This window comes from Stenotrophomonas sp. YJH_SMC_130 (assembly GCF_059369035.1).
This window is the reverse complement of record NZ_JCAFSH010000015.1, coordinates 42,644-66,060: the sequence shown is the minus strand read 5'-3', so window position 1 is coordinate 66,060 and position 23,417 is coordinate 42,644. Positions and strand designations below refer to the sequence as shown.

Here is a 23,417-nt window from a genome sequence, read left to right as displayed (position 1 = left end):
GTTGAATGGTTCGCCAGATTGGTCTTACTTGTCCTTGACTTCGGTGAAGTCCGCATCCACGACGTCATCACCGCCGCCGGCACCGTGGTCAGGACCACTGCCCCCTGTCTGCGGCTGCTCTTGTGATGTGGCCGCTGACAGAAGCGGAGCAGCCGCACGCTCCAGCGCCTGCGTCTTCGACTCAATCTGGGATCTATCTTCGCCCTTCATCGCCAACTCGACGCTGGACAGTGCCGCTTCGACTTCGCCGATGACTCCGCCGCCGACCTTGCTTCCATGTTCGCGGACCGCATTGCGCACCGTATAGACCAAGGCATCGGCTTGGTTTCGGGCAGCAACCAGTTCCTGGAACTTCAGGTCATCGTCACGATGCTTCTCTGCATCGCCGACCATGCGTGCGATCTCTTCCTCGGACAGGCCCGAACCGGCCTTGATCTCGACCTTCTGTTCCTTGTTGGTCTTCTTGTCCTTGGCCGACACGTGCAGGATGCCGTTGGCGTCGATATCGAAGGACACTTCCACCTGCGGCAGGCCGCGCGGGGCCGGCTCGATGCCGGTCAGGTCAAACTTGGCCAGCGACTTGTTGAAGCGGGCCTGTTCGCGCTCGCCCTGAAGGACGTGGACAGTTACGGACGGCTGATTATCCTCTGCGGTCGAGAAGGTTTGTGAAGCCTTGGCCGGAATGGTGGTGTTCTTCTCGATGATCTTGGTGAACACGCCGCCCATGGTCTCGATGCCCAGCGAGAGCGGAGTCACGTCCAGCAACAGCACGTCCTTGACGTCACCGGCGAGCACCCCGCCCTGGATCGCCGCACCCAGTGCCACGGCTTCGTCCGGGTTGACGTCCTTGCGCGGTTCCTTGCCGAAGAACTCGGTTACCGCCTGCTGCACCTTCGGCATGCGGGTCTGACCACCGACCAGGATCACGTCGTCGATATCGCTCGAGCGCAGGCCAGCATCGTTCAGGGCGACGCGGCACGGCTCGATCGACTTCTTGATCAGGTCGTCCACCAGGGCTTCCAGCTTGGCACGGGTCAGCTTGATGTTCAGGTGCTTCGGACCCGACGCGTCAGCGGTGACGTACGGCAGGTTCACTTCGGTCTGCTGGGCGCTGGACAGCTCGATCTTGGCGCGTTCTGCGGCGTCCTTCAGGCGCTGCAGGGCCAGCGGATCCTTGCGCAGGTCGATGCCCTGCTCCTTATTGAACTCATCCACAAGGTAGTCAATAACCCGCTTGTCAAAGTCCTCACCGCCCAGGAAAGTGTCGCCGTTGGTGGCCAACACTTCGAACTGCTTTTCACCGTCGACCGTGGCAATCTCGATGATCGACACGTCGAAGGTACCGCCGCCCAGGTCGTACACCACGATCTTGCGATCCTTGTTGTCGCCCTTGTCCAGGCCATAGGCCAGTGCAGCCGCGGTCGGCTCATTGATGATGCGCTTGACGTCCAGGCCGGCGATGCGGCCGGCGTCCTTGGTGGCTTGGCGCTGGCTGTCGTTGAAGTAGGCCGGCACGGTGATGACCGCTTCGGTGACCTTCTCACCGAGGAAGTCCTCGGCGGTCTTCTTCATCTTCTCCAGCACCTTGGCCGAGATTTCCTGCGGGGCCATCTTCTTGCCGTCGCTGGTGGCGACCCAGGCATCGCCATTGTCATGGGCGAGGATGCTGTACGGGACGTGGGCAATGTCCTTCTGCACCTCACCGTCGGTGAACTTGCGGCCGATCAGGCGCTTCACCGCGTAGAAGGTGTTCTTCGGGTTGGTCACGGCCTGGCGCTTGGCCGAGGCACCGACCAGGACTTCGCCGTCCTTGGTGTAGGCGACGATCGACGGGGTGGTGCGATCGCCTTCCGAATTCTCGATGACGCGGGCCTTGCCGCCGTCCATGATCGCCACGCACGAGTTGGTGGTGCCGAGGTCGATACCAATGATCTTGCCCATGGGGGAGACTCCTGAGGATGCTTGTTGGGGTCAGTCCGGCCGTTCGGCCGGTGGATGAATACGATGTGGGGGAGGCCCGTGGAACATTCAAGCCACCTCCCGAACGCTGTGTTTCCGGTCGCCCGGCGCGTTCAGCGTCGGGCCGGGTCGCAGGTCATTCCCGCCGCCCGGCCCGGCAGGGTCAGTCGGCGGCCACCACCACCAGCGCCGGCCGCAGCAGGCGCTCGTTGAGCAGGTAGCCCTTCTGGAACACGGTCACCACGCTGCCCGGGGCAGCGCCCGGGGTCGGCGCCTGGCTGATGGCCTGGTGGTGCTCCGGGTTGAACGGCTGGCCGATCGGGTCCAGCAGGACCAGGCCGTTGTCGGCAGCGACCTTGAGCAGCTGCTTGTAGGTCAGCTCCAGGCCTTCGCGCAGCGGGTGCGGGTCGTCGCCGGCGGCCTTCAGGCCGGCATCCAGGCTGTCGAACACCGGCAACAGCTCACCCAGCAGCTTCTCGTTGGCGAACTTGCGGGCCTGCTCGATGTCACGGGCAACGCGCTTGCGCTGGTTTTCCAGGTCGGCGCGCTCACGCAGCGCATCGGCCTTGACCTGCTCGACTTCGGCGCGCAGACGCTCGACTTCGTCGTTGACGCCGGCGGTGGCAGCCGCATCGGCGGCACTCTGCTGGGATTCGATATCTGGATGTTCGTGGTTCATGTCTGGGTCCCTGGCGGTCACTCTCCGCCTCCACCCACCCTAGTGTGGGCGGGATGCTGCGTTTCAAGCGTCGGATGTTCCCGGCGTGCGTCCGGCCGGCGAAAAGGCCGCGCCAAGCACATCGGCGGTGGCCTGGACCAGCGGGATCACCCGGTCGTAGGCCATCCGCTTGGGACCGATCACGCCCAGCACGCCCAGCACCTGGCCATTGGCGGTATACGGGGCGGTGACCAGCGAGACGCCCTGCAGCGGCATCATTCCGGTCTCTTCGCCGATGAAGATGCGCACCCCCGGCGCCTGGATGGTCCGCTCCAGCAGCTGCAGGATCTCGCGCTTGCTGGAGAACAGCTCGAACAGTTCGCGCAGGCGCTCCAGGTCGGACAGGTCCTGCACGCCCATCAAGCGGGTCTGCCCGGCCACCAGCATGTCGTCGGCCGCCGGCTGCAGGGCCTGCTCGGCCAGTTCGATGCTGTGGGCCAGCAACTGCTCCAGTTCGGACCGGGCGTCGCGCAGCTCCAGCAGCAGGCGGGTACGGATCTCGGCCATCGGCAGGCCGGCGAAATGCGCATTGAGGTAGTTGGCGACCTGCTCCAGCTGGCCCGGCGCAAACTCCTGCCGGGTCTCGATCACCCGGTTCTGCACCTCGTTGTCGGCAAATACCAGGATCGCCAGCACCCGGCGCCCGTCCAGCGCCACGAAATCGATCTGGCGGAAGGCGAACTGCTCGCGCCGCGGTGCGCTGACCACGCCGACGAAGTGGCTCATCGCCGACAGCAGCTCCGAGGCGCTGCCGAGCAGGGCCTGGGTACTGCCGCCGCCGGCCAGCTCCTGGCGCAACCGGGCCAGCTCGCCCTCGCCCGGCGGCTGCATCTGCAGCAGGCTGTCGACGAACACCCGATAGCCATGCGCGGTCGGGACGCGGCCGGCCGAGGTATGTGGCGAGGCCAGCAGGCCCAGATCCTCCAGGTCGCCCAGGATGTTGCGGATGGTGGCCGGGCTGACCTCCAGGCCGGCCACGCGCGCCAGCGTCTGCGAGCCGACCGGCTCGCCGTCCTGGATGTATCGCGCGATCAGCGTGCGCAGCAGGTGGCGCGCACGCGGGGCAAGCTGGTCGGGAGAACCGTGCATGGAATCAACCTGTGAGACACGGACACTAGATAATGGCGGCGCATCGCCTTGGCAAGTCATTGGACCTCCCGCGCCCGCGTGCTAGCGTTGCGCGGCTGCTGACACCCCCTTACCCATGCTCAGACATCTTTCGATCAAGGATTTCGCCGTCGTCCGCGCCACCGAACTGGAGTTCGGGCCAGGCATGACCGTGGTTTCAGGCGAGACCGGCGCCGGCAAGTCGCTGATGGTCGACGCGCTGGGCTTCCTGTCCGGCCTGCGCGCCGACAGCGGCGTGGTCCGCCATGGCGCCGCCCGCGCCGAGCTTTCCGCCGAGTTCGTGCTGGACCAGCTTCAGGCTGCGCGCCAGTGGCTGGCCGACAACGAGCTGGACGACGAGGACCAATGCCAGCTGCGCCGCGTGATCCGCGCCGACGGCGGCTCGCGGGCCTGGATCAATGGCCGCCCGGTGACGCTGGCACAGCTGGGCGACCTGGCCTCGCTGCTGGTGGAGATCCACGGCCAGCATGAACAGCAGGCGCTGCTGGCGCGCCCGTCGCAGCTGGCCCTGTTGGATGCCTACGCCGGCAACGAGGAAGAACGCCGCCAGGTGCGCCGCGCCGCCGCCGCCTGGCAGGCACTGGTCGATGAATCGCTGGCGCTGTCACAACAGGGCGACGTCAGTGACCGGATCGGCTTCCTCGAGCACCAGCTGCGCGAACTGGACCGCGAGGACCTGGAACCGGAATCGATTGCCGCACTGGGCGCCAGCCACCGCCGCCAGGCGCATGCCAGCGCCCTGCTGAGCGCCTGCCAGGCCGCCAGCAACCAGCTCAACGGCGATGACGGCAGCTCCGCGCTGGACCTGCTGCAGCAGGTGCGCCACGAGCTGTCGCGCCTGATCGAACACGACCCGCGGCTGGGCGAGGTGGACGGCCTGATCGAGAACGCCTCGATCCAGTTGCACGAGGCCCTGTCGCTGCTGGACCGCGTGCATGACGATCTCGACGCCGACCCGGAACAGTTCGAGGAGAACGAGCGCCGCCTCGGCCGCCTGCACGACCTGGCCCGCAAGCACCGCGTGCCGATGGACGAACTGGGCGCGCAGCGCGAGCGCATGCATGCCGAAGTGGAGCAGCTGCGTGGCGCCGACGAGCGCCTGCAGCGCCTGGCCGGCGAGATCGACAAGGCCGCCGCCGCCTGGCGCGTGCGGGCTGAAGTGCTGACCGCCAGCCGCCGCAGCGCCGCTGCCGAACTGTCGGCCACCACCACCGGCATCATCGCCGAGCTCGGCATGGGCGGCGGCCAGTTCCTGATCGAACTGGAGCCACAGGACAGCGGCAAGCCCGACCCGCAGGGTGCCGAGCGCGTCGAGTTCCTGGTGGCGGCCAACGCCGGCCAGCCGCCGCGCGCCCTGCGCAAGGTGGCCTCGGGCGGTGAACTGTCACGCATCTCGCTGGCCATTGAAGTGGCCGCGCTGGACCTGGATGCAGTGCCAACCATGGTGTTTGACGAGGTCGACTCCGGCATCGGCGGCGCGGTGGCTGACATCGTCGGCCAGAAGCTGCGCGCGCTCGGCGAGAAGCGCCAGGTACTGTGCGTGACCCACCTGCCGCAGGTCGCTTCCAAGGGCCATGCCCATTACCGGGTCAGCAAGGCCCCGGTGGAAGGCATGACCCAGAGCGCAGTGGAAAAGCTGGACAACAAGGCGCGCGAGGAAGAGCTGGCGCGCATGCTCGGCGGTGTGGAAGTGAGCAAGGAAGCGCGCGCCGCCGCCCGCAAGCTGCTGCAGGCCTGAGGCCGGCGGAGCCGAGCGCGGGCTCGGCTCTACAGGATTTCCCGAACGAACCGACGTGTAGCGCCGAGCCCATGCTCGGCTTCCGCGCACCAGCGTGGCACAGCTCACCCCAGCGGCCGGCATTACCCCCGTGGCTGCGTCAGGTCGACGTTCTCCACCAGGAAATCGAGGAACGCGCGCACCCGCAGCGGCAGGTAACCGCCCTGCCCCAGGAACACCGCGTGCACCTCTTCCAGGTCGCCGGGATTGGCCTCTTCCAGCACCGGCAGCAAGCGCCCGGCAGCAATGTCCTCCTGCACCTGGAATGCCGCCAGCCGCGCCATGCCCAGCCCGCCCAGCACCAGCTGGCGCAGCGCATCGCCGTTGCTGGCGCGGGCATTGCCACTGGGCAGCAGCATCCGCTCGCGCCCCTCCTGCAGCAACGGCCACCCCTGCATCGCACGCGCGTGGCCGATGTCCAGCCGGTTGTGCGACTGCAGCTCCTCGGCAGTGCGTGGCAGCCCGTGCCGCTGCGCGTAGGCCGGTGCAGCCACGATCATCATCCGCGTCGCGCCCAGCCGTCGCGCCACCAGACTGGAGCTCTTCAGCGGCCCGGCCCGCACTGCCACGTCGGTGCGCTGCTCCAGCAGGTCGATCACCTCGTCGTTGAGGGTCAGGTCCACGCCCACCTGCGGGTTACGCTCAAGGAACGCCGGCAGCAGCGGCAACAGGAAATGGCGGCCAAACGGCACGTTGGAGTTGACCCGCAGCCGCCCGCGCGGCTCGGCATGGGCGCTGGCACAACGCTCGGCCTCCTCCAGGTCGGCCAGCACGCGCAGGCCACGCTCGTAGAACGCGCAGCCTTCCGGGGTCAGCTGCAGCTGGCGGGTGGAGCGTTGCAGCAGGCGCGTGCCCAACCGTTGCTCCAGCCGCGCCACCAGCTTGCTCACCGCCGACGGGGTCATGTCCAGCGTTCGGGCGGCGGCGGAGAAGCCACCGGTCTCGATCACGCGCACGAACACTTCCAGTTCGCCGGATCGGTTGATGTCAGGTCGCGCCATGGCAATGAATCCAGTTCACAGATGATTGTCCATGCGCAGTCTAGTTCACAGATAAGCACGGAATCACCATGGCGGTCCCTCCACTCGGGACTGCCCGATGAACCGCTTGAGCCAGCTCACCGCCACCGCCCTGCTCGCCGTGTCCGGCGCCGCCAGTGCCGCATCCGCCCCGCACTGGGTCGCCAGCTGGCAGGCCAGCCCGCAGCCGGTCTGGAACGCGGATTTCCTGTTCCCGACCCTGGTCCCGGCCACACTGCAGGACCATACCTTCCGCCAAACGGCGCGCATCAGCCTGGGCGGCCCGCGGCTGCGGGTGCGGCTGAGCAATGCCTACGGCACCCAGCCGCTGCGGATCGGAGCAGCCAGCGTGGCCGCACGCGCGGGCGCCATCCCGCAACCGCTCAGCTTCGGCGGCCAGCCCGGGGTGTTGATCGGGCCCGGTCAGGAACAGCTGAGCGATCCGCTCCCGCTGGCCACGGATGACCGCCAGGCAGTGCAGGTCAGCGTCTTTGTGCCGGGGCCGGCAACCGTTCAGACGTTCCATTGGGAAGGCCGCCAGACCAGTTGGATCGCCCCCGGCGACCAGAGCCGGGCCCAGGACCTGAGCGCAGCCAGCAGCACCACCGCCCGCCTGCTGCTGACCGGAATTGACGTCGAGGCCGGCGCCGACGCGCGCAGCGTGGTGGTGATCGGGGATTCGATCACCGACGGTGCCACCGCCAGCCTCGACCAGGACCAGCGCTGGACCGATCATCTGGCCGCGCGCCTGGCAGCGCGGGGCATAGCCGTGGTGAACGCCGGCATTTCCGGGGGGCGGCTGCTGCGCGACGGCATGGGTGAATCCGCCCTGGTCCGCTTCCGGCGCGACGCGCTGGACCAGCCTGCGGTATCCAGTGTGATCGTGCTGATCGGCATCAATGACATCAGCTGGCCAGGTACCGCATTCGCCCGGAACCAGGCCCGGCCCACGCTGGCCGAACTGCAGGCAGGGTATCGCGCGCTGGCAGAACAGGCCCGCCACCGTGGCGTGCGGATCATTGGCGCCACCCTGCCGCCGTTTGCCGACGCCCTGCCCGGCACGCCACTGGACGACTACTACCACCCGGACAAGGATGGCCTGCGCCAGCGGATCAATGCCTGGCTGCGCACGGACAGCCCGTTCGACGCAGTGATCGACCTGGACGCGGCGCTGCGCGACCCGGCCGATCCCTCACGGATGGCCGCCGCCTACGACTCCGGCGACCACCTCCACCCGGGTGATGCCGGCAACCGGGCCATGGCTGAGGCGGTCGATCTTGAGGTGCTCATGGGGCCATCCACGCATGGCGTGGATCTACCGTAAGCAACGAAAAACCCCGGGCAGGCCCGGGGTTTCGTCGCATCCAGCTGGCCGGAACGGCTTACTTGCGCTTCTTGCGCACGTACAGCACCAGCGAGTGCTCTTCCAGCTCGTAGCCATGGTCTGCGGCGATCTTGCGCTGCAGCTCCTCGATCTCGTGGCTTTCGAACTCGATGATCTTGCCACTGTCCACGTCGACCATGTGGTCGTGGTGGCCGCCACGGTCCAGTTCGTAGACCGCCTGGCCGCCCTCGAAATTGTGCTTGAGCACGAGGCCGGCGGCCTCGAACTGGGTCAGCACCCGGTACACCGTGGCCAGGCCGATCTCGTCGCCATGCTCCAGCAGCTGGCGGTAGATGTCTTCGGCGGTCATGTGGTGCTGGGCATTGCGCTGCTCGAGCAGCGCCAGGATCCGCATCCGCGGATGGGTCACCTTCAGGCCGACTTTACGCAGGTCGTGGGTTTCCATAGGTCTCCGTTCATTGGCGATTTAGCGCCAGCTGCCTCGGATTGGGTCGCGGTGGCACGCCGGGAGTGTATCATCGGTTTGATTTCCCCAACCGCCAGTCCCGATGCGCAATCTCCTGTTGGTCGCCGCCGTCGCCCTGTCCACCACCGGGTGCGGCATCATCTACAAGCAACCCATCTATCAGGGCAACCTGATCCGGGAAGATGCCGTGGCCAAGCTGCAGGTCGGGCAGAGCAAGCAGCAGGTCACCGCGCTGCTGGGCACCCCGTCCATTCCCGACCCGTTCCACGCCCAGCGCTGGGACTACACCTCCAGCCAGCGCGTGAACCGCTTGGGCCGTACCGAAGTGAAGAACTTCGTGGTGTTCTTCGAGAATGACACCGTGACCCGCTGGGAAGGCGATTACTTCCCGGGCAACGACAAGGCCCTGGCCCAGCAGACCGTGCGCCAGTTCGGCCGCAATCTGCCGAAGGACAAGAAGAAGAAGGGCCGCTGAGCCCCCTGCCCGTCCGCAGGTACGGCTTCCGGAATCAACCGCCGAGCGCGCGACGCCGGCGGTTATCCTTCGGATCTGCCAGCAGCGGGCGCAGCAGTTCGATGCGGTCGCCGTCCAGCAGAACCTGGTGCGGGCGTGCCACTACGCCATGCACGGCGACGGCGGGACAATCGGCACTGCCTTCCAGTGCGGCCGCCGCGACAGCATCGGCGACGGTGGCCCCCTCTTCCAGCTGCAGGCGGCACGACAGCACCCGCTGCGGCCAGGCCAGTACCACCTCGACCTCGATCATCGCTCAGCCCTCGTCGGCGACGCGGACGAAATCGTTGACCATGCGATCGGCCAGCCCCTGGAAGCCGATCGCCAGCGCCGGACCGAGCAGGCGCGAGCTGGGTTCGAACTCCAGGGTCAGGGTGACCTTGCAGGCATCCTCGGCCAGCGCATGGAATTCCCAGCGGCCGTGCAGCTGCTTGAACGGGCCATCGCGCAGCTGCATATCGATGCTGTGCGGTCGCCGCAGGGTGTTTTCGGTCTGGAACCAGGTGCTGAACGAACCCAGGCCCAGGTCCAGGCGCGCCACCAGGCGGTCCTCGCCCTCCTCCATGATCTGGGCAGCCGAGCACCAGCGGAAACGGCTCGGATAGGCCTGGACATCATTGACCAGGTCGAACATGCGCGCGGCCGAATGTTCGACCAGGGCGCTGCGGCGGATAGTAGGCATGAATACAGGACGTTTCGGCAATCGACCGGGCGGGCCCGAATCGGAGACAATACGGAAATGAGCAAGAACAGCGGCAAGGATAAAGCAAAGAGCGCGACGGCCAACAAAACCATCGCGTTGAACAAGCGTGCCCGCCACGAGTACCACATCGAAGAGCGCTTCGAGGCCGGCCTCGCCCTGCAGGGCTGGGAGGTCAAGTCGATCCGCGCAGGCCGCGGCAACATCATCGACGCCTACGCCTATGTGAAGCGCGGCGAGATCTACCTGATCGGCGCACAGATCACCCCGTTGATCCAGGCCTCCACCCACGTGGTGGCCAATGACCGGCGCGAGCGCAAGCTGCTGCTGCACCGGAACGAGATCGACAAGCTGATCGGCAAGGTCGAGCGCGATGGCTACACGATCGTGCCCACTGCGATGTACTGGAGCAAGAACAAGATCAAGCTCGAAGTCGCGCTGGCCAAGGGCAAGCAGACCCATGACAAGCGCGATGCCGCCAAGGACCGCGACTGGGCGATCGAGAAGCAGCGTGTGATGCGTCGCGGCAACCGCGACGCGTAAGGCTGTAGCGCCGAGCCATGCTCGGCTTCGGCAAGAAGGGCAGCCGAGCGCAGGCTCGGCTCTACAAAAGGCGGGTCACCCCGCCAGCATGCCCTGCCCGCGCATGCGCGGTGCCAGCGCCGCGTGCATCACGGCCAGGTGCATTACGACCGCCAGTTCCGGGGCATGCCGGTCATCGCCCGCGCGCCACTGCTGTGCCATCTGGGCCGCATCGGCCGGCAACAGGGCCAGCAGCTGGGCGTCATCCAGCGAATCGGCAGCGCCCTGCAGCTGTCGCGCCAGCTGCCGCGACTGCCACACATGCACGCCGATGCTGAGGCTCGCCAGCGACATCAGGACCACGGCCAGCCCGTGCTCGAACCACTGCGACAGCACTTCCGGCCCCCACAGCAGGGCCGCCAACACCGCCATGCCCGGCAGACGCCAGCCCAGCCAATGGATGCGACCGCGCTGCGACCAATGCACCACCACCGCACTGGCGACCAGTGCTGCGGCCGCTGTGGCCGGCAGTTCGGTCAGCGCGGTGGCCGCAAGCAACGCCGCCAGTACCGCCCAGACCCAGCCGGGCGGCAGCGCGCGCCGCTGATAGTCGGCCCCGACGGGCCCGACCAGCTGTCGTAGGCTGCGTTGTTGGCTTGCCTCGGTCACCCACAGTCTCCGTGTTTGTCCTGGCCCGGATGGTCGCCGCCAGTGTGTCGCAAATTCGTGCCCATGACGTTACCAATCCGCTATGACGGAGGCTCTACAACTTGTTGCGGATTGCCAAGGTGACTGTTCAGCTGTTTTGCCGTAGCATTGCCACTGTTGGGCAGGCACTGACCGTGGCGACACGAAACAGGCCTTGTACCTTGCAGAACTTGAAGAAACCGGGGGTGCATTGGTTTCGACGGGGGTTGTGAAGTCGCCTGGCGCATGCCGAGGGGGTAGCTTTCCTCGTAAATCCAGCTGCAAAACTCTAGTTGCCAACGACGACAACTACGCTCTGGCCGCTTAAGGCCTAAGCCTCGAAACCGCTTGTGTCCATGCTCGCGGTGTAGAGTCACTATCATGGAATCGCGCTGGACGGCTGCCTGTCAGTCCGGCACTAGAACACAACAGGCTGGTTCCCGGATGCGCTTTGCGCACCGTGCTGTTCGGGGACGAGATCCAACGGTGAGCTAAGCATGTAGTGCTGGGGATGGAGTGCCTTCGGACGGCGGTTCAATTCCGCCCACCTCCACCAATAATGAAACCCCAACCGTTCTCGGTTGGGGTTTTTTCTTGCCCGATCGCGCCGGTTTCCGCGTGTTGCTGGGGGTTCCTGCGAACGCCTGCGGACTTCACCAGCCGCCCGAATTGCCCGTTCCCTGCCACATTTCATTCTCTCCTGGCCATTCCTCGCTCCGACCTCGCTCCCCGGAACTGGCCCGAAGTCCGCAAAGGCCCGAATTTTGAGCCTTATATATCAACGAGTTACGCGCGGACGAATCAAGCGGTTGGATTACAGCATCGGATAGCAAAGGAAACCGCTTACGTTGTGTTTTGTCGGTAGATATTGACAACTACCGACGTAATGCAACATCATGGCGGCATGGAAACTTCGCATCAGACCATTCTGGATCTCGCCGCCCAGCGCGGCCTGATACGCCCGCGCGATCTCGATGCGCTGGGTCTGCCCAGTGTCGCTCTCACGCGGCTGGTTCGGCAGGGCCTGCTCACCCGCGTGGGTCGCGGTCTGTATGCCCGCCCCGATCGCAGCGTATCCGAGCATGGCACGCTGGCCGAGGTGGCACGCAAACACCCGCAAGCCATCGTCTGCCTGCTGTCGGCACTGCGCGTGCACGACCTCACCACGCAGTCGCCATTCGAGGTCTGGCTCGCCATTCCCAACAAGGCTCGTTCGCCCAAGATGGATTACCCGCCGCTGCGCATCGTGCGCTTTTCTGGCCCCGCGCTGACCGATGGGATTGAAGAACACCAGATCGATGGCGTGACCGTGCGCGTGACCAACATTGCTCGCACCGTGGCCGACTGCTTCAAGTTCCGCAACAAGATCGGCCTCGATGTGGCGATGGAAGCGCTGCAGGAAGCCTGGCGTGCCAAGCGCGTGAGCATGGACGAACTCTGGCGCTATGCCACGCTGTGCCGCGTGGCCAATGTGATGCGCCCCTACATGGAAAGCCTGTCATGAATGAACGAAACGTGGCGGCATCAGTACGTGCCCGTCTGCTCAACCGCGCCCGCGAGACCAAGCAGGATTTCAACTTGGTCCTCACGCGCTATGCGATTGAGCGGCTGCTGTACCGGATCAGCATCTCGAAGCACGCGGATCAGTTTCTGCTCAAGGGTGCCTTGCTGTTTGACCTGTGGTTCGACATTCCACATCGCCCAACCAGGGATGCTGATTTTCTGGGATTCGGCTCGGCAGAGCTGCCGCACATCGAAGCCGTCTTCAGGGATATCTGCGCGATCGAAACGCACGACGGCGTGGCGTTTCAACCCGACACCTTGCACGCCGCCGAGATTCGCAAGGAGGCGAACTACGCTGGTGTGCGCGTGACGTTGCTCGGTGTGATCGATGGCGCGCGCTGCCAGATCCAGATCGATATCGGCTTCGGCGACGCCGTGACGCCTGGCCCGGAGGATGTCGAATACCCCGTCATGCTGGCGGAGTTCGCAGCACCCAAGCTGCGGGTCTATCCGCGCTACACCGTGGTGGCCGAGAAATTCGAGGCGCTGTCGTCCCTTGGCATCGCCAACAGTCGCATGAAGGATTATTTCGATCTGTGGATATTGGCGCAGCACACCGACTTCGATGGCGACACCCTTCGCCAAGCGATTCAGGCGACCTTCGGTCGACGTAAAACCGCTCTGACTGGGAAGGTCCCATTCGGCCTCACCGATGCGTTTGCGCAAGATGCGCAGAAACAGGCGCAGTGGCAGGCCTTCCTGAAAAAGAACCGCCTGGAAGCGCTGGCGCTGAATGACGTCATTGCTGCACTGGTCGCGTTCATGCTTCCCGTCATCAAGGCGGCCAATGCCAGCGCGGTGTTTTCAGCCCGCTGGCAGGCAGGTGGTCCGTGGTCGCCTGCAGACGCGGGTTGATTTTCAACGCGGAAGGCCGACTCGCTCCCGCTGCTCATCCCACAGCGCTGGCGGATCAACCGCCAGATCGAACAGCGTGATGTGGTTCGGCAATGCGTCGTCCAGGATGGCCGCCACGATGTCGGGGGCCAGCGTGGTCAGGTTGACCATCCGGCTCACGTAGCTGTTGTCGATCCCTTCCCGCGTGCCGATCTCCTTCAAGGACTTCGCCTCTCCTGACTCCAGCATCGCCAGCCAGCGGTGGCCCCTGGCCAGCGCCAGTTGGATTGAGGTTGGTGCTACGTCCCACGGTCTAACCGGCGCGGTTTCGCCGTTTGGCAAGGTGACCAGCTTGCGGCCGCTGCGGCGTTTGATCTGGATCGGCACGGACAAGGTCAGCCTGCCGTCGCTGGTCTGCAGGATGTCGGGCTCGCCGGTCTTCTGGATGCGGATGTCGCTCATGCCAGTGCTTCCACTTGTTGCTCGACCGGCTCGGGGCGCAGCTCCAGCACCAGGCGTTCGATGCCGTTGGCGCGCAGCCGCACTTCGAGGTCGTTGGGTGACACGATGACTTTCTCGACCAGCAGTTTCACGATCCGGGTCTGCTCGGCCGGGAAAAGTTGATCCCAAATCGCGTCGAGCCGGGTCATGGCCACGGTGATCTTCGCCTCGTCCAAGGTTGGATCGAGCTTGATCGCCTGCGGCAGCATGTCGCCGAGTAGATTCGGGGCACGCAGGATCGCGCGCAGTTGGTCGAGTACCGCCGACTCGAGTTCGGCGGCCGGCAAGCGCGGCAGGCCTGAGGCGCCCGCGTGCTCCTTGGCGTCACGCTGAGGCACGTAGTACCGGTACCGACGGCCATTCTTCTTGGTCGTGTGCCACGGCGACAGTGCTCGACCATCGTTGCCGAATACGATGCCCTTGAGCAGATACGCCACGGTTGCCCGCGTTGCGTTGCCGCGCACCCGGCCATTGGTGGCCAAGATCGCGTGGACGCTGTCCCACAGTTCGCGGCTGATGACGGGTGGATGTTCGGCCTGGTACCACTGATCCTTGTGCCGCAACTCACCAAGGTAGGTTCGGTTGCTGAGGAGCTTGTAGATATGGCCCTTGTCGATCGGTCTACCATCGCGCGTCTTGCCGTCTTGCGTGGTCCACGCCTTCGACGTTACGCCATCCAGTTTCAGCTCCTTGACCAGCGCAGTACTGGAGCCGAGTTCGACGAAACGCTGAAAGATGTGCCTGATCAGTTTGGCCTCACGTTCGTTGGGCACCAGTCGGCGGTTCTCGACGTCGTAGCCGAGCGGTGGCACGCCGCCCATCCACATGCCCTTGCGCTTGCTGGCTGCGATCTTGTCGCGGATGCGTTCGCCGGTGACCTCGCGCTCGAACTGGGCGAAGGACAGCAGGATGTTCAGCATCAACCGACCCATCGAGGTCGTCGTGTTGAACTGCTGGGTGACCGACACGAATGACACGCCGTAGCGCTCGAACACCTCGACCATCTTGGAGAAGTCCGCCAGGCTGCGCGTAAGGCGATCGATCTTGTAGATGACGACCACGTCGATTTTGCCGGCCTCGATGTCCGCCATCATGCGGCGCAGCGCCGGACGTTCCATGTTGCCGCCCGAGAAGGCGGGATCGTCGTAGTCGTCGGCTACTGGAATCCAGCCCTCGGCGCGCTGGCTGGCGATGTAGGCATGACCGGCGTCGCGCTGGGCATCGATGGAGTTGTATTCCTGGTCGAGTCCTTCGTCGGTGGATTTGCGCGTGTAGACCGCGCAGCGCATGCGGCGCTTCAAGACTTCGCTCATCGTCCACCTCTCTTCTTGTTGGACGGCTTGGTCTTGGCATTGGATGGCGGCTTGAGCCCAAAGAACAGTGGCCCCGACCAGCGCATGCCGGTGATTTCGCGGGCGATCATCGAGAGGCTCGGGTACATGCGTCCCTGGAAGTCATACTGGCCGTCGGCGGTGGCGATCACGCGGTACTCCACGCCTTTGTATTCGCGGACCAGTACCGTGCCTGCGGCCGGACGGTAATCGCGGTCGCGTTTTTTCACCTTGCCGGTTTCGACCAGAGATTCGATGCGACGCTGGTTGCGATCCAGCAGGTTGGCGTCGACCTTGCGGAATTCCAGCTCCTGCAGCCGGTAGGCAATCCGGCGTTCGAGGAACTGGCGGTTGTGGGTGGGCGTGTCGCCACCGACCAGCTTCTGCCAAAGCGCCCGGATCTCTGCCATCGGCATCTCGGGCAGCCTGGCGATCTGCGCCGCCACCGATGGCGGCGTGGAAAATGATGGTGTTTGCGTGCTCATTTCGACTCCGTAGTTGTCTTGTTGACGGGGTCTGTATGAACGCGCTGGTTGCCAGAGAAGCCAAGCTCAAACTCGCTCGCTTCGGCGCTATGTGCGCACTGTTCCGCGTCGCTGATCCGCATGCGTGCCAGGCCGTTAGCCAGCAACGACGCGATCTCGTGGCGACGCTGTTCTGGGGTCATCCGCTCCGGTGGTAGATGGTTGATTTGATGCATTGGTGGCGGTCCTCTCGGTCAAACTCACATGCAGTGAAATTGTCCGGATGGACTGCCGCCGACACCATGAGGGAGTTTCGGAGTCGTGCGAACCGATGCGGGTTGATGCGAAAAGCAGGTCCCGTTTAATTCGCCAGATGACGGGCGAGGATGGTCGTCATCAACGAATTGCCGGGCTGGGTGCTGGCGATCATGTCCCGGATCCGCTCATTGACCTGCTGGGTTGGCACAACAGCGTTCACCGCCGCCTGCGTGACTGCCGAATAAGCATCGAGCACATCAGTGCCGGTGATCTCATAGCCGTGTCCAAGAGAGATCCAGCGCAACGCGGCCAAGCCGGCTGCGAGCGCGAATGCTGGCTGCTTCTCGGCATAGTCACGGGCAGCGCGTGTCAGCGTGCGCGGATCGGTCGGGCTGCGCGTGACCAGTTCGATCGCCACATCAAATAGGCCCGCATCCTTCGCGGCGGCGAACCACTTGCCCTCGGCGCCAGGCGCGCTGGCTACCAGGTCGCGCAGGATCTCTTCCGGTTGCTTGTGGGGATACTTCTTGGCGATGGCGCGAAACGTCGCCAGATTCGTCGTGCCCTGATTTGCCTCGATGGCATAGCGGCGGTAGGCTTCGTCGAGCAAACCGGAGGACAACAGGATCTCTTCGCAGGCTTGGGCAATCTGCCAGCCAGGATCATTGAGACCGCGCGACTCCTCGGCGTAGCGGATCGCCTCCGCCTTCTTGCCCATCGCTGACAACGCTTTCACACCCCAGCGCCGATCGTGCCACCACTTGAACGGCGCCTTGTCGAGCAGTGCCAGCAACTCCTGGTGGCGACCCGCCGCGTACATCGATGCCAGGCAAGCGCTGGTGCCTTTGAAGAATCCATGTCCGGAAGCCTTCGGGCTCCACACGCTCTCAACGACCGGCAAAAACTCATCGGCCCAGTGCGACGCCAGTTCCGGTGTCACACACAACTCGCCCCAATAATCGCCGAGCAGTTCGATGTAGGGCATCTCGTCGTCTTGCAGCGCTTGCCACAAGCGTTCGAGCCAGCGTTGCCGCAGCTTCGGCTCAACGTCAGCCTTGACGATGATGGGCACCAGGGTATCGATGGCCTTGTTGACGGCCGAACCCAGTGCGCCCGATGAACTGTCCACCTGTTCCAGCGCCGGGGAGAGCTTTTCCAGCAGGGTAATGGCGCCCTCAGCCGCGAGCACGGGCTCCTTGCGGGCGACTTGCTTGATCTCCGTGATGGCTTCCTTGATCCGCTGCACCGGCGTGTCGGACCGCCAGCCAAAGGAATGACGGCGAAAGCGGGAAGCGAATTGCCACTTGTGGGCGCTCATGACCGATCCGCCATCAGCTATCGAACCGGGTACTGGCCATTGCGGATGAAGCGGTCGTAAGTGTCTTCCTCCGGTTCCTCATCATCGTGCCGCGCTCCCTGCCACTCGGCCTCAGGCAGCAATAGCAGTGTCAGCGTGTAGTCGTACTGACCCGCGACGCGCGTCATCTCCGTGACCGGCATGCTGGCGGGTTCACGGGCAAACCAGGACTGGGCACGCCCTGTCTGGCTGTCGGCCATGCCAAAGGCGTTGTAGCTGTGCGCAAGCGCATCGTGCGGCAGCTCTATGGTGTTCTTGCGCGTCGCGAAGTAGGCGCCGGACCTGAGCGCTGCCTTGTTCGACTTGGCCCAGAGCATGTGATCGTCGCGACTGGCCACGAGCACCGCTCGTTTGGGTGCAATCTCGGTCCAGCGCAAGGCGGCGGCCGTGAGCGATACACCATAGCGGTCTGCGCAGTGGCCCAGCAGATCGAAGCTGATCGGCTGGCCGTCGACTTGGCGCCGGAAGTCGTCCAGCGGCATCAGCAGGGTTGAAGCAAACAAGTCCGCCTCTGCCTCGATGTCGCGCTCGTTGTTGTCTCCCGTTTCGATGTCGCCGTCGCCGCACTCGAAAATGTCCTGCTGGTGACGGTGAAGGATGTAGTGGCCGAACTCATGCGCAATCGTGAAGCGTTTGCGACCCTCCGACGGGGTGGCACTGTTGTAGAGGACCAGCCACTTCGACCGCGACTTATTGGCTTTCAGCAGACCATCGAAACCGTCTAGATCTTCGCCCTGGACCTTGTCGATCGGCGAGTCTGAGAAGCACTGGCGGGAATACTCCAGCGCCAGCTCATCAACCTTGACCGGAAAGCGATCCGCACCGAGAACCGTGTTGAGCATGGACGAGATGCGATTGGCCTCGGCCATGGGCTTCTTCGCATCCGTCATTCATCTTCCCAGGCATCGAGGATCTTGCGGATCTTCTTCTTGTCCGGCTCCGACATGGTTTTGTACTTGCGGAAGAAGGCCTCATCGAGCACTTGCTCGTCCGGCGTGGCGGCCGACTCGGTCAACAGGAACTCCGTGGTGACATCGAGGACGGCGGCGATCTTGCCGATCTTGTCGGCCGATGGTTTCGGATCGTCCTTGTTCTCCAGCTCCCAGATGTAGCTCTTGCTGGAGTCCGTCAGCTCGGCCAACTGCTCCAGGCTGAGCTTCTTCTGCTTCCGCAATGCGCGGATCTTGTCCCCCAGGGGCGATGGCACCGTTATCTCCTCATGTGTTCGCGTCAGGCCGAAAATGATACCACTACGCCGAACGAATTCGTACCTGCTTGACAAACCCCTAATCGCTTCGAGACAATCACAATCGTTCGGTACACCGAACGTCATCGGTCTGCACACCCCACTCAGGAAAAGGGGCCGTCGGGGCTGATACCAAGCCAATCCAAACCTTTTGAGGGGTATGTAGATGAACGATGCAGAGAATTTGACCAAACTCCTGGGCCACCTGCCGCCGGCAGTGTTCCGTGAATTCATCGTGGACGAGTTCAGCCTGGCCATGCCGGACCTGGACACCAAGAAGCCGAAAAAGGAGCAGCGTGAACAGATGGAGGCCGTGCTGTCCGCCCTTGGGGTGAGTGAGCGGCAGCGGATCGAGGAAGTGGCCGAACGAATCGTGCTGTTGTCGGACGGCGCCGGCCAGGACGTCATCGACGGCTTCAAGGACGACATTTTCGATGACGCCGCCCGGGAAGCCTTCGCCGCGATCCCGAACCAGTACCAGCGGGCGCTGTGGCTCCATGTCCATGAGCCCGCACTCTTCGAGGAAGCGCTGAACGCCCGGCAGGCCGACGTGTTTCGGCAAAGCGCCTCTTGTTACTCGGGCTTCATGGCGCCCGCCAACCTTGCTGTACTCGACGATGCAGCTGCCAAGACGGCGTTCCACCAAACCGTCGCCCAACAGCTCGGGTGTTCCGATGACGCCGTCGCGATCCAGATCTTCAAGCGCCTGCGGCCCGATACGCAGACCGGCGAAGACGTGGACCTCTACCAGATCAGCATCCACCACAACCGCCCGCCGGAAATCATCGACTGCGTGCAGGCCAGCGAACTGGTGCCACAAGAGGTGATCCGGGCGGTGTCATCGCACATCACCTATGAGCCGACCAATGGACACCTGGAGGTGCTGTCGAAGGATACGGATGGGCGCGAAGCGCTGGCCCGAATCGTGGCCGACTCCCTGCTGCAATCGCCGATCACCGGCGAGAAGATCCCGCTCAAGCAGTACGACTACCAGAGCCTGGCGGCACCACGAAACTTCGACATTGCCAGTGAGCTGGTGACGTCCGTCAAGGTCGTCGAGCTCGGCTATTCCGCTGCAAACGGTCGCTCGCTGCTCGTGAAAATCTGGACCAAGGATGCCGACGACATCTACACCGCTGCTCGGTCGTTGATCAGCCCCACCTTCGACTTCCGCGATCACCACCTGAACTACGCCAAGCTGTCCATCAAGCTGAAAAAGGTCGGCAAGGACCGCGCGCGGACGATCACCGTGATCCTGCGTGACGACAACAAGTGCAACATCAAGACGAAGCGGGAAAAGGACCGGGCGCTGTGCGATCGGCTGCTCGCCAAATGGAATCTGGTGAAGGAGATTGGCCATGTCGTCGAAGCCCCTGCCGACGCAGTCGCTGCTTGAGCTGATCGACCTGTTCGAGCAGTCGGGACAGCCGATTCTCGATGGAGATGGACAGCGGCTTCATGGCGTCCCAGGGTGGAGCGCTTTCGGGCGTACCTCCCTGACCGCCAAGCAGTTGGAACACTGGGCGGATTGCGTCGGCTATTCCGGCAGCTACCCAGCGCCACTCGGCGATGACCGCGTGCATGTCGACCTGGCGGAGGATGACCAGCCTGACCGCTATCGATACCGGTGCCCCGAGACTTTTCGATGGAAGTTCGTCCCGGCCGCAGAGGTCGCAGTCTTCAGCGTCCGACCGCCAGCAATCCTGAACGTCGTCTCTGATCTTCTCGGTATCGCGCAGGCCCTGCGCAAGGGAATCGAGGCGCCCTTGCTGGACGATTCACTGTGGCATCTTGGCAAGACCAGAGTGGGACCAGCACTGACAGACGTCTGGCTTGTTCGTGGGTTGGCGCGATCCGTCGAACAGGTGTTTCGGCATTTCAGCCAAACCAGTCTGCCTGATCAGGGCCTGATCTTGTCGTCAGGCGGTGTGCTGCCGCAGTTTGTCCGGCCGCCGCGATGCTACCGATTCGCATCGCTACGAGCTTCAATCGTCGACTACGTCGCCACGCCGTGCATCGACATGGATCTCCTGCATCGAATACTGGCCGCTCCGCCCGATGGCGCGATCCGCCCCGTGTTGCCGGTGCACTTCGACGAGTACACCAACACGCTGACCATCCGCACCAAGACCAAGCCCTGGACGATCAAGGGCGAGCGTCAGGCTGCGGCAGTCCGCTACATGTTCGAGCAGGCTATCAACGACAGGTGGATTCTCCCAGCCGCTGAAATTCTCGACGCAGCCTATGCAGACAAGAAGACGGCACGCAGTCAGCGCATGCAGAACCTGTTCAGTGGCAACACCGACTGGGAGGACTACATCGACAACCCTGAAAAGGGGAAGTATGGCTTCCGCCGAGATTGACCGGCCACCAGTTGGCAGGACCACGCACAACCGCCTTCGGGCGGTTTTTTGCTTTCTGGGCCTCGTTTTTCCCCGCAGAAGCTGCGCCCGTACATCAGCCCGTACATGGCGGCGGCGGACGCCCGTACAGGCCGACTTCGAAACTGACCTCACGAATTCGCAACAACCAGAAGGAGTGCATCGTGAGTGTCAAACATCTGAATCAAGGCCAATTGGCCGAACGTTGGGGAGTTAGCGAAGCAACGCTTGAACGCTGGCGCTCCGAAGGTATCGGCCCGGTATTCCTGAAGCTGCAGGGTCGCGTCGCTTATCGCATCGAGGACATCGAAGCCTACGAGTCCGAGAGCCTGCGCAAGAGCACCTCTGAACGCGTCAATGCGGGAGGTGCGCTGTGAACCGCATCTCCCCCGACGAGGTCCTGACCACCCCGGCCGGCGAACTGGCTGCGCTTGCCAGCGAGTCGCTGTTCCAGCTCAAGAACGACGCTGCTGATCTTCTCGCCGCTGCCAAGGCGATCGTCGAGCACGTCGATCGCGCACTGGATCTCAAGTATGCCGAACACGCGCACCAGCTCCGCCTGGCAGCAGGCAAGGACACCGGCGTCGTCCATTTCGACGACGGGCATGTCCGCATCACCGCCGATCTGCCCAAGAAAGTCGACTGGGATCAGAAGCGGCTCGCCGAGATCACCCAGCGCATCGCCGCCAACGGTGACGACCCGTCCGAGTATGTGGAGATCAGCTACCGGATCTCGGAAACCAAGTTCAACGCGTGGCCCGAGTCGCTCAAGAGCGCCTTCGCCCCGGCACGCACCCTCAAGACCGGCAAGCCGGGCTTTCGTCTCGCTCTGCTTCAGGAGTAATCGCCATGAAAACCAAACCCACGCTGCTCGAACTGCTGCGCAAGCAGCCGGAAATGTATCTCCGTGATCTGCCGGACAACATCCGCATCCCGGCACTGGACGGCAATCGCCCGGACGAAGTCGTTCGTCGCCTCGAAGACGCCACCATCGATGACCTGGCCTTCGCGATCCAGGGCATGGAGTCGGAATCCCGTCTGATCCATCGCCGTCTGGGCGGTCTGCGCGACCTGTACGAAATGGCCCGCAAGCACGGCGCACTCGGCGTGACCACCGTCGCTGACGCGTTTTCCAGCATCAGCACCGAGGAGGCCGGCAAATGAGCCTCCCCATCATTACTGCAGACCAGCGCCTGGCCGAGCGCCGTGGTGTGAAAGGCGTGCTCGTCGGCAAGAGCGGCATCGGCAAGACGTCTCAGCTCTGGACGCTGAAACCCACGGCCACGCTGTTCTTCGATCTCGAGGCTGGGGATCTGGCCGTCGAGGGCTGGGCGGGCGACACCATCCGTCCGCGAACCTGGCAAGAGTGTCGTGACTTCGCGGTGTACATCGGCGGGCCGAACCCGGCACTGCGCGACGACCAGCCGTTCAGCCAAGCCCACTTCGATGCCGTGTGCGCGCGCTTCGGCGATCCGGCCGTGCTGGAGAAGTACGACACCGTGTTCGTCGACTCCATCACCGTGGCCGGTCGCCTGTGCCTGCAATGGTGCAAAGGCCAGCCCCAGGCCTACTCCGAGAAAACCGGCAAACCCGACAGCCGGGGTGCGTATGGGCTGATGGGCCAGGAAATGATTGGCTGGCTGACCCACCTGCAGCACACGCGCGGCAAGAACGTGTGGTTCGTCGGCATCCTCGACGAGCGGCTGGACGATTTCAATCGCCGCGTGTTCTCGCTGCAGATCGACGGCTCCAAGACCGGTCTGGAACTGCCCGGCATCGTCGATGAGGTCGTCACCCTGGCCGAGCTGAAGGCCGATGACGGCGCCAGTTACCGCGCCTTCGTCTGCCACACGCTGAACGCATGGGGCTACCCCGCCAAGGACCGCTCTGGCCGACTCGATCCGATCGAGGAACCGCACCTCGGCCGCCTGATGGAAAAGATCGGCGGCCCTGCCAGGCCCGCCACCGAGCGACTCGATTTCGCGCGCCCCGCGCCCGCTGCCATCCCCGAATCCACTTCCACTCAGGAGTCCTGATCATGACCTATTTCGATTTTAATTCCGCTTCCGAACAGACCTCATTCGACCTGATTCCCAAGGGCACGCTGGTGCGCGTCCGCATGACCATCAAGCCGGGTGGCTTCGATGATCCGTCGCAGGGATGGACCGGCGGCTACGCCACCCGCAACGACAACACCGGCTCGGTGTACCTGAACTGCGAGTTCGTCGTGATGGAGGGTGAGTTCGCCCGTCGCAAGATGTGGTCGCTGATCGGCCTGCACAGCCCGAAAGGCCCTGAGTGGGCCAACATGGGCCGCACCTTCGTCAAGGCGATCCTCAACTCAGCGCGCGGCGTTCACCCCGGCGACAACAGTCCTGCTGCGCAAAACGCGCGCCGCATCAGCGGGTTTGCCGATCTTGATGGCATCGAGTTTCTCGGCAAGGTCGACTGGGACAAAGACCAGAACGGCCAGGACAAGAGCGTGATCAAGGCTGCGATCACGCCCGACCACAAGGACTACGCCGCCCTCATGGGTGGCGCGCAGGGAGCAGCGAAAGCGCCAGCACCCGCAAACGGGTCGAATGCGTATGCACAGGCCACGGGCCGTGCCTCCGTGCCGGGTCGCCCGAGCTGGGCACAGTAAGGG

Annotated in this window: 28 protein-coding genes and 1 other RNA gene; 14 read left to right on the top strand and 15 right to left on the bottom strand. The window is 64.2% G+C overall.

Features of this window, described 5'->3' with window-relative positions; all coding sequences use genetic code 11:
- Positions 1 to 24 precede the first annotated feature (24 nt).
- The 3 genes from dnaK to hrcA all read right to left on the bottom strand — a co-directional run bounded on the left by dnaK (position 25) and on the right by hrcA (position 3,766).
- Complete coding sequence (gene dnaK, locus AC5P5V_RS15020; protein WP_495215934.1) at positions 25 to 1,941, bottom strand: molecular chaperone DnaK; 1,917 nt, start codon at positions 1,939 to 1,941, stop codon at positions 25 to 27.
- A 181-nt stretch (positions 1,942 to 2,122) separates the two neighbouring features.
- Positions 2,123 to 2,638 (bottom strand): nucleotide exchange factor GrpE, encoded by a 516-nt coding sequence (gene grpE / locus AC5P5V_RS15015; RefSeq protein WP_061477936.1) that lies wholly within the window; start codon positions 2,636 to 2,638, stop codon positions 2,123 to 2,125.
- Between the two features lie 63 nt (positions 2,639 to 2,701).
- Entirely contained in the window at positions 2,702 to 3,766 is a 1,065-nt protein-coding gene (hrcA, locus tag AC5P5V_RS15010) for a heat-inducible transcriptional repressor HrcA (RefSeq protein WP_005416180.1), read from the bottom strand.
- Between the two features lie 115 nt (positions 3,767 to 3,881).
- On the opposite strand from hrcA, the gene recN reads away from it, so the two are divergent.
- Positions 3,882 to 5,543, top strand: coding sequence for a DNA repair protein RecN (recN, locus tag AC5P5V_RS15005; RefSeq protein ID WP_231352673.1), 1,662 nt, complete (start codon positions 3,882 to 3,884; stop codon positions 5,541 to 5,543).
- Positions 5,544 to 5,665: 122 nt separating this feature from the next.
- Here recN and AC5P5V_RS15000 read toward each other — a convergent pair whose 3' ends face one another.
- Complete coding sequence (locus tag AC5P5V_RS15000) at positions 5,666 to 6,583, bottom strand: LysR family transcriptional regulator (RefSeq protein ID WP_134968051.1); 918 nt, start codon at positions 6,581 to 6,583, stop codon at positions 5,666 to 5,668.
- Positions 6,584 to 6,680: 97 nt separating this feature from the next.
- Here AC5P5V_RS15000 and AC5P5V_RS14995 point away from each other — a divergent pair, with 97 nt between their 5' ends.
- Positions 6,681 to 7,925 carry an SGNH/GDSL hydrolase family protein gene (locus AC5P5V_RS14995; protein ID WP_231352672.1) on the top strand — a complete coding sequence of 415 codons (1,245 nt, stop codon included), beginning with the start codon at positions 6,681 to 6,683 and terminating at the stop codon, positions 7,923 to 7,925.
- 58 nt (positions 7,926 to 7,983) lie between these two features.
- On the opposite strand, the gene fur is transcribed toward AC5P5V_RS14995, so the two are convergent.
- A complete protein-coding gene (gene fur, locus AC5P5V_RS14990; protein ID WP_005409235.1) occupies positions 7,984 to 8,391 on the bottom strand; it encodes a ferric iron uptake transcriptional regulator in 408 nt (135 codons plus the stop codon).
- Positions 8,392 to 8,494: 103 nt separating this feature from the next.
- Between fur and AC5P5V_RS14985 the strand changes: the two genes are divergently transcribed.
- Positions 8,495 to 8,887: an outer membrane protein assembly factor BamE gene (locus AC5P5V_RS14985; protein WP_005409234.1), complete on the top strand. Its 393-nt coding sequence runs from the start codon at positions 8,495 to 8,497 to the stop codon at positions 8,885 to 8,887.
- Positions 8,888 to 8,921: 34 nt separating this feature from the next.
- Here the strand turns inward: AC5P5V_RS14985 and AC5P5V_RS14980 are convergent, their stop codons facing one another.
- Both AC5P5V_RS14980 and AC5P5V_RS14975 read right to left on the bottom strand, forming a co-directional pair.
- Entirely contained in the window at positions 8,922 to 9,179 is a 258-nt protein-coding gene (locus AC5P5V_RS14980) for an RnfH family protein (protein WP_072168307.1), read from the bottom strand.
- A 3-nt stretch (positions 9,180 to 9,182) separates the two neighbouring features.
- Positions 9,183 to 9,608 (bottom strand): type II toxin-antitoxin system RatA family toxin, encoded by a 426-nt coding sequence (locus AC5P5V_RS14975; protein WP_231352671.1) that lies wholly within the window; start codon positions 9,606 to 9,608, stop codon positions 9,183 to 9,185.
- Positions 9,609 to 9,665: 57 nt separating this feature from the next.
- Here AC5P5V_RS14975 and smpB point away from each other — a divergent pair, with 57 nt between their 5' ends.
- Positions 9,666 to 10,169 carry an SsrA-binding protein SmpB gene (gene smpB / locus AC5P5V_RS14970; protein ID WP_005416174.1) on the top strand — a complete coding sequence of 168 codons (504 nt, stop codon included), beginning with the start codon at positions 9,666 to 9,668 and terminating at the stop codon, positions 10,167 to 10,169.
- Between the two features lie 75 nt (positions 10,170 to 10,244).
- On the opposite strand, the gene AC5P5V_RS14965 is transcribed toward smpB, so the two are convergent.
- Entirely contained in the window at positions 10,245 to 10,817 is a 573-nt protein-coding gene (locus AC5P5V_RS14965) for a hypothetical protein (RefSeq protein WP_061477942.1), read from the bottom strand.
- 220 nt (positions 10,818 to 11,037) lie between these two features.
- On the opposite strand from AC5P5V_RS14965, the gene ssrA reads away from it, so the two are divergent.
- The 3 genes from ssrA to AC5P5V_RS14950 all read left to right on the top strand — a co-directional run bounded on the left by ssrA (position 11,038) and on the right by AC5P5V_RS14950 (position 13,253).
- Positions 11,038 to 11,391: a transfer-messenger RNA gene (gene ssrA, locus AC5P5V_RS14960) on the top strand.
- A 348-nt stretch (positions 11,392 to 11,739) separates the two neighbouring features.
- The gene (locus AC5P5V_RS14955) at positions 11,740 to 12,339 is read left to right on the top strand and encodes a type IV toxin-antitoxin system AbiEi family antitoxin domain-containing protein (RefSeq protein ID WP_236213209.1); all 600 of its coding nucleotides are present in this window, start codon (positions 11,740 to 11,742) and stop codon (positions 12,337 to 12,339) included.
- Entirely contained in the window at positions 12,336 to 13,253 is a 918-nt protein-coding gene (locus tag AC5P5V_RS14950; protein ID WP_495215933.1) for a nucleotidyl transferase AbiEii/AbiGii toxin family protein, read from the top strand. Before AC5P5V_RS14955 ends, AC5P5V_RS14950 begins: the two co-directional genes overlap by 4 nt.
- 3 nt (positions 13,254 to 13,256) lie before the next feature.
- On the opposite strand, the gene AC5P5V_RS14945 is transcribed toward AC5P5V_RS14950, so the two are convergent.
- The 7 genes from AC5P5V_RS14945 to AC5P5V_RS14915 all read right to left on the bottom strand — a co-directional run bounded on the left by AC5P5V_RS14945 (position 13,257) and on the right by AC5P5V_RS14915 (position 18,350).
- A complete protein-coding gene (locus tag AC5P5V_RS14945; RefSeq protein ID WP_236213211.1) occupies positions 13,257 to 13,694 on the bottom strand; it encodes a LacI family transcriptional regulator in 438 nt (145 codons plus the stop codon).
- Positions 13,691 to 15,046 carry a recombinase family protein gene (locus tag AC5P5V_RS14940; protein WP_236213212.1) on the bottom strand — a complete coding sequence of 452 codons (1,356 nt, stop codon included), beginning with the start codon at positions 15,044 to 15,046 and terminating at the stop codon, positions 13,691 to 13,693. Before AC5P5V_RS14940 ends, AC5P5V_RS14945 begins: the two co-directional genes overlap by 4 nt.
- Positions 15,043 to 15,549 carry a DUF2924 domain-containing protein gene (locus tag AC5P5V_RS14935; RefSeq protein ID WP_236213213.1) on the bottom strand — a complete coding sequence of 169 codons (507 nt, stop codon included), beginning with the start codon at positions 15,547 to 15,549 and terminating at the stop codon, positions 15,043 to 15,045. Before AC5P5V_RS14935 ends, AC5P5V_RS14940 begins: the two co-directional genes overlap by 4 nt.
- Complete coding sequence (locus tag AC5P5V_RS14930; RefSeq protein ID WP_236213214.1) at positions 15,546 to 15,764, bottom strand: hypothetical protein; 219 nt, start codon at positions 15,762 to 15,764, stop codon at positions 15,546 to 15,548. The genes AC5P5V_RS14935 and AC5P5V_RS14930 overlap by 4 nt, the downstream gene beginning before the upstream one ends.
- A 125-nt stretch (positions 15,765 to 15,889) precedes the next feature.
- On the bottom strand, positions 15,890 to 17,104 hold the full coding sequence (locus tag AC5P5V_RS14925) for a hypothetical protein (RefSeq protein ID WP_236213215.1): 1,215 nt from the start codon (positions 17,102 to 17,104) through the stop codon (positions 15,890 to 15,892).
- 17 nt (positions 17,105 to 17,121) lie between these two features.
- Positions 17,122 to 18,012 (bottom strand): ImmA/IrrE family metallo-endopeptidase, encoded by an 891-nt coding sequence (locus AC5P5V_RS14920; RefSeq protein ID WP_495215932.1) that lies wholly within the window; start codon positions 18,010 to 18,012, stop codon positions 17,122 to 17,124.
- Between the two features lie 17 nt (positions 18,013 to 18,029).
- Positions 18,030 to 18,350, bottom strand: coding sequence for a helix-turn-helix domain-containing protein (locus AC5P5V_RS14915; RefSeq protein WP_236213217.1), 321 nt, complete (start codon positions 18,348 to 18,350; stop codon positions 18,030 to 18,032).
- A 223-nt stretch (positions 18,351 to 18,573) separates the two neighbouring features.
- Here AC5P5V_RS14915 and AC5P5V_RS14910 point away from each other — a divergent pair, with 223 nt between their 5' ends.
- The 7 genes from AC5P5V_RS14910 to AC5P5V_RS14880 all read left to right on the top strand — a co-directional run bounded on the left by AC5P5V_RS14910 (position 18,574) and on the right by AC5P5V_RS14880 (position 23,414).
- Positions 18,574 to 19,785: a hypothetical protein gene (locus AC5P5V_RS14910; protein WP_495215931.1), complete on the top strand. Its 1,212-nt coding sequence runs from the start codon at positions 18,574 to 18,576 to the stop codon at positions 19,783 to 19,785.
- Positions 19,748 to 20,752, top strand: a complete 1,005-nt coding sequence (locus AC5P5V_RS14905) for a hypothetical protein (RefSeq protein ID WP_236213219.1) — start codon at positions 19,748 to 19,750, stop codon at positions 20,750 to 20,752. The genes AC5P5V_RS14910 and AC5P5V_RS14905 overlap by 38 nt, the downstream gene beginning before the upstream one ends.
- Positions 20,753 to 20,934: 182 nt before the next feature.
- A complete protein-coding gene (locus AC5P5V_RS14900; RefSeq protein WP_009521743.1) occupies positions 20,935 to 21,147 on the top strand; it encodes a helix-turn-helix transcriptional regulator in 213 nt (70 codons plus the stop codon).
- Positions 21,144 to 21,614 carry a hypothetical protein gene (locus tag AC5P5V_RS14895; RefSeq protein ID WP_495215930.1) on the top strand — a complete coding sequence of 157 codons (471 nt, stop codon included), beginning with the start codon at positions 21,144 to 21,146 and terminating at the stop codon, positions 21,612 to 21,614. The genes AC5P5V_RS14900 and AC5P5V_RS14895 overlap by 4 nt, the downstream gene beginning before the upstream one ends.
- Before the next feature lie 5 nt (positions 21,615 to 21,619).
- The gene (locus AC5P5V_RS14890; protein WP_236213221.1) at positions 21,620 to 21,934 is read left to right on the top strand and encodes a hypothetical protein; all 315 of its coding nucleotides are present in this window, start codon (positions 21,620 to 21,622) and stop codon (positions 21,932 to 21,934) included.
- Positions 21,931 to 22,806, top strand: a complete 876-nt coding sequence (locus AC5P5V_RS14885; RefSeq protein ID WP_236213222.1) for an ATP-binding protein — start codon at positions 21,931 to 21,933, stop codon at positions 22,804 to 22,806. The genes AC5P5V_RS14890 and AC5P5V_RS14885 overlap by 4 nt, the downstream gene beginning before the upstream one ends.
- A 2-nt stretch (positions 22,807 to 22,808) precedes the next feature.
- Positions 22,809 to 23,414 (top strand): hypothetical protein, encoded by a 606-nt coding sequence (locus AC5P5V_RS14880; RefSeq protein ID WP_009521739.1) that lies wholly within the window; start codon positions 22,809 to 22,811, stop codon positions 23,412 to 23,414.
- Positions 23,415 to 23,417 lie beyond the last annotated feature (3 nt).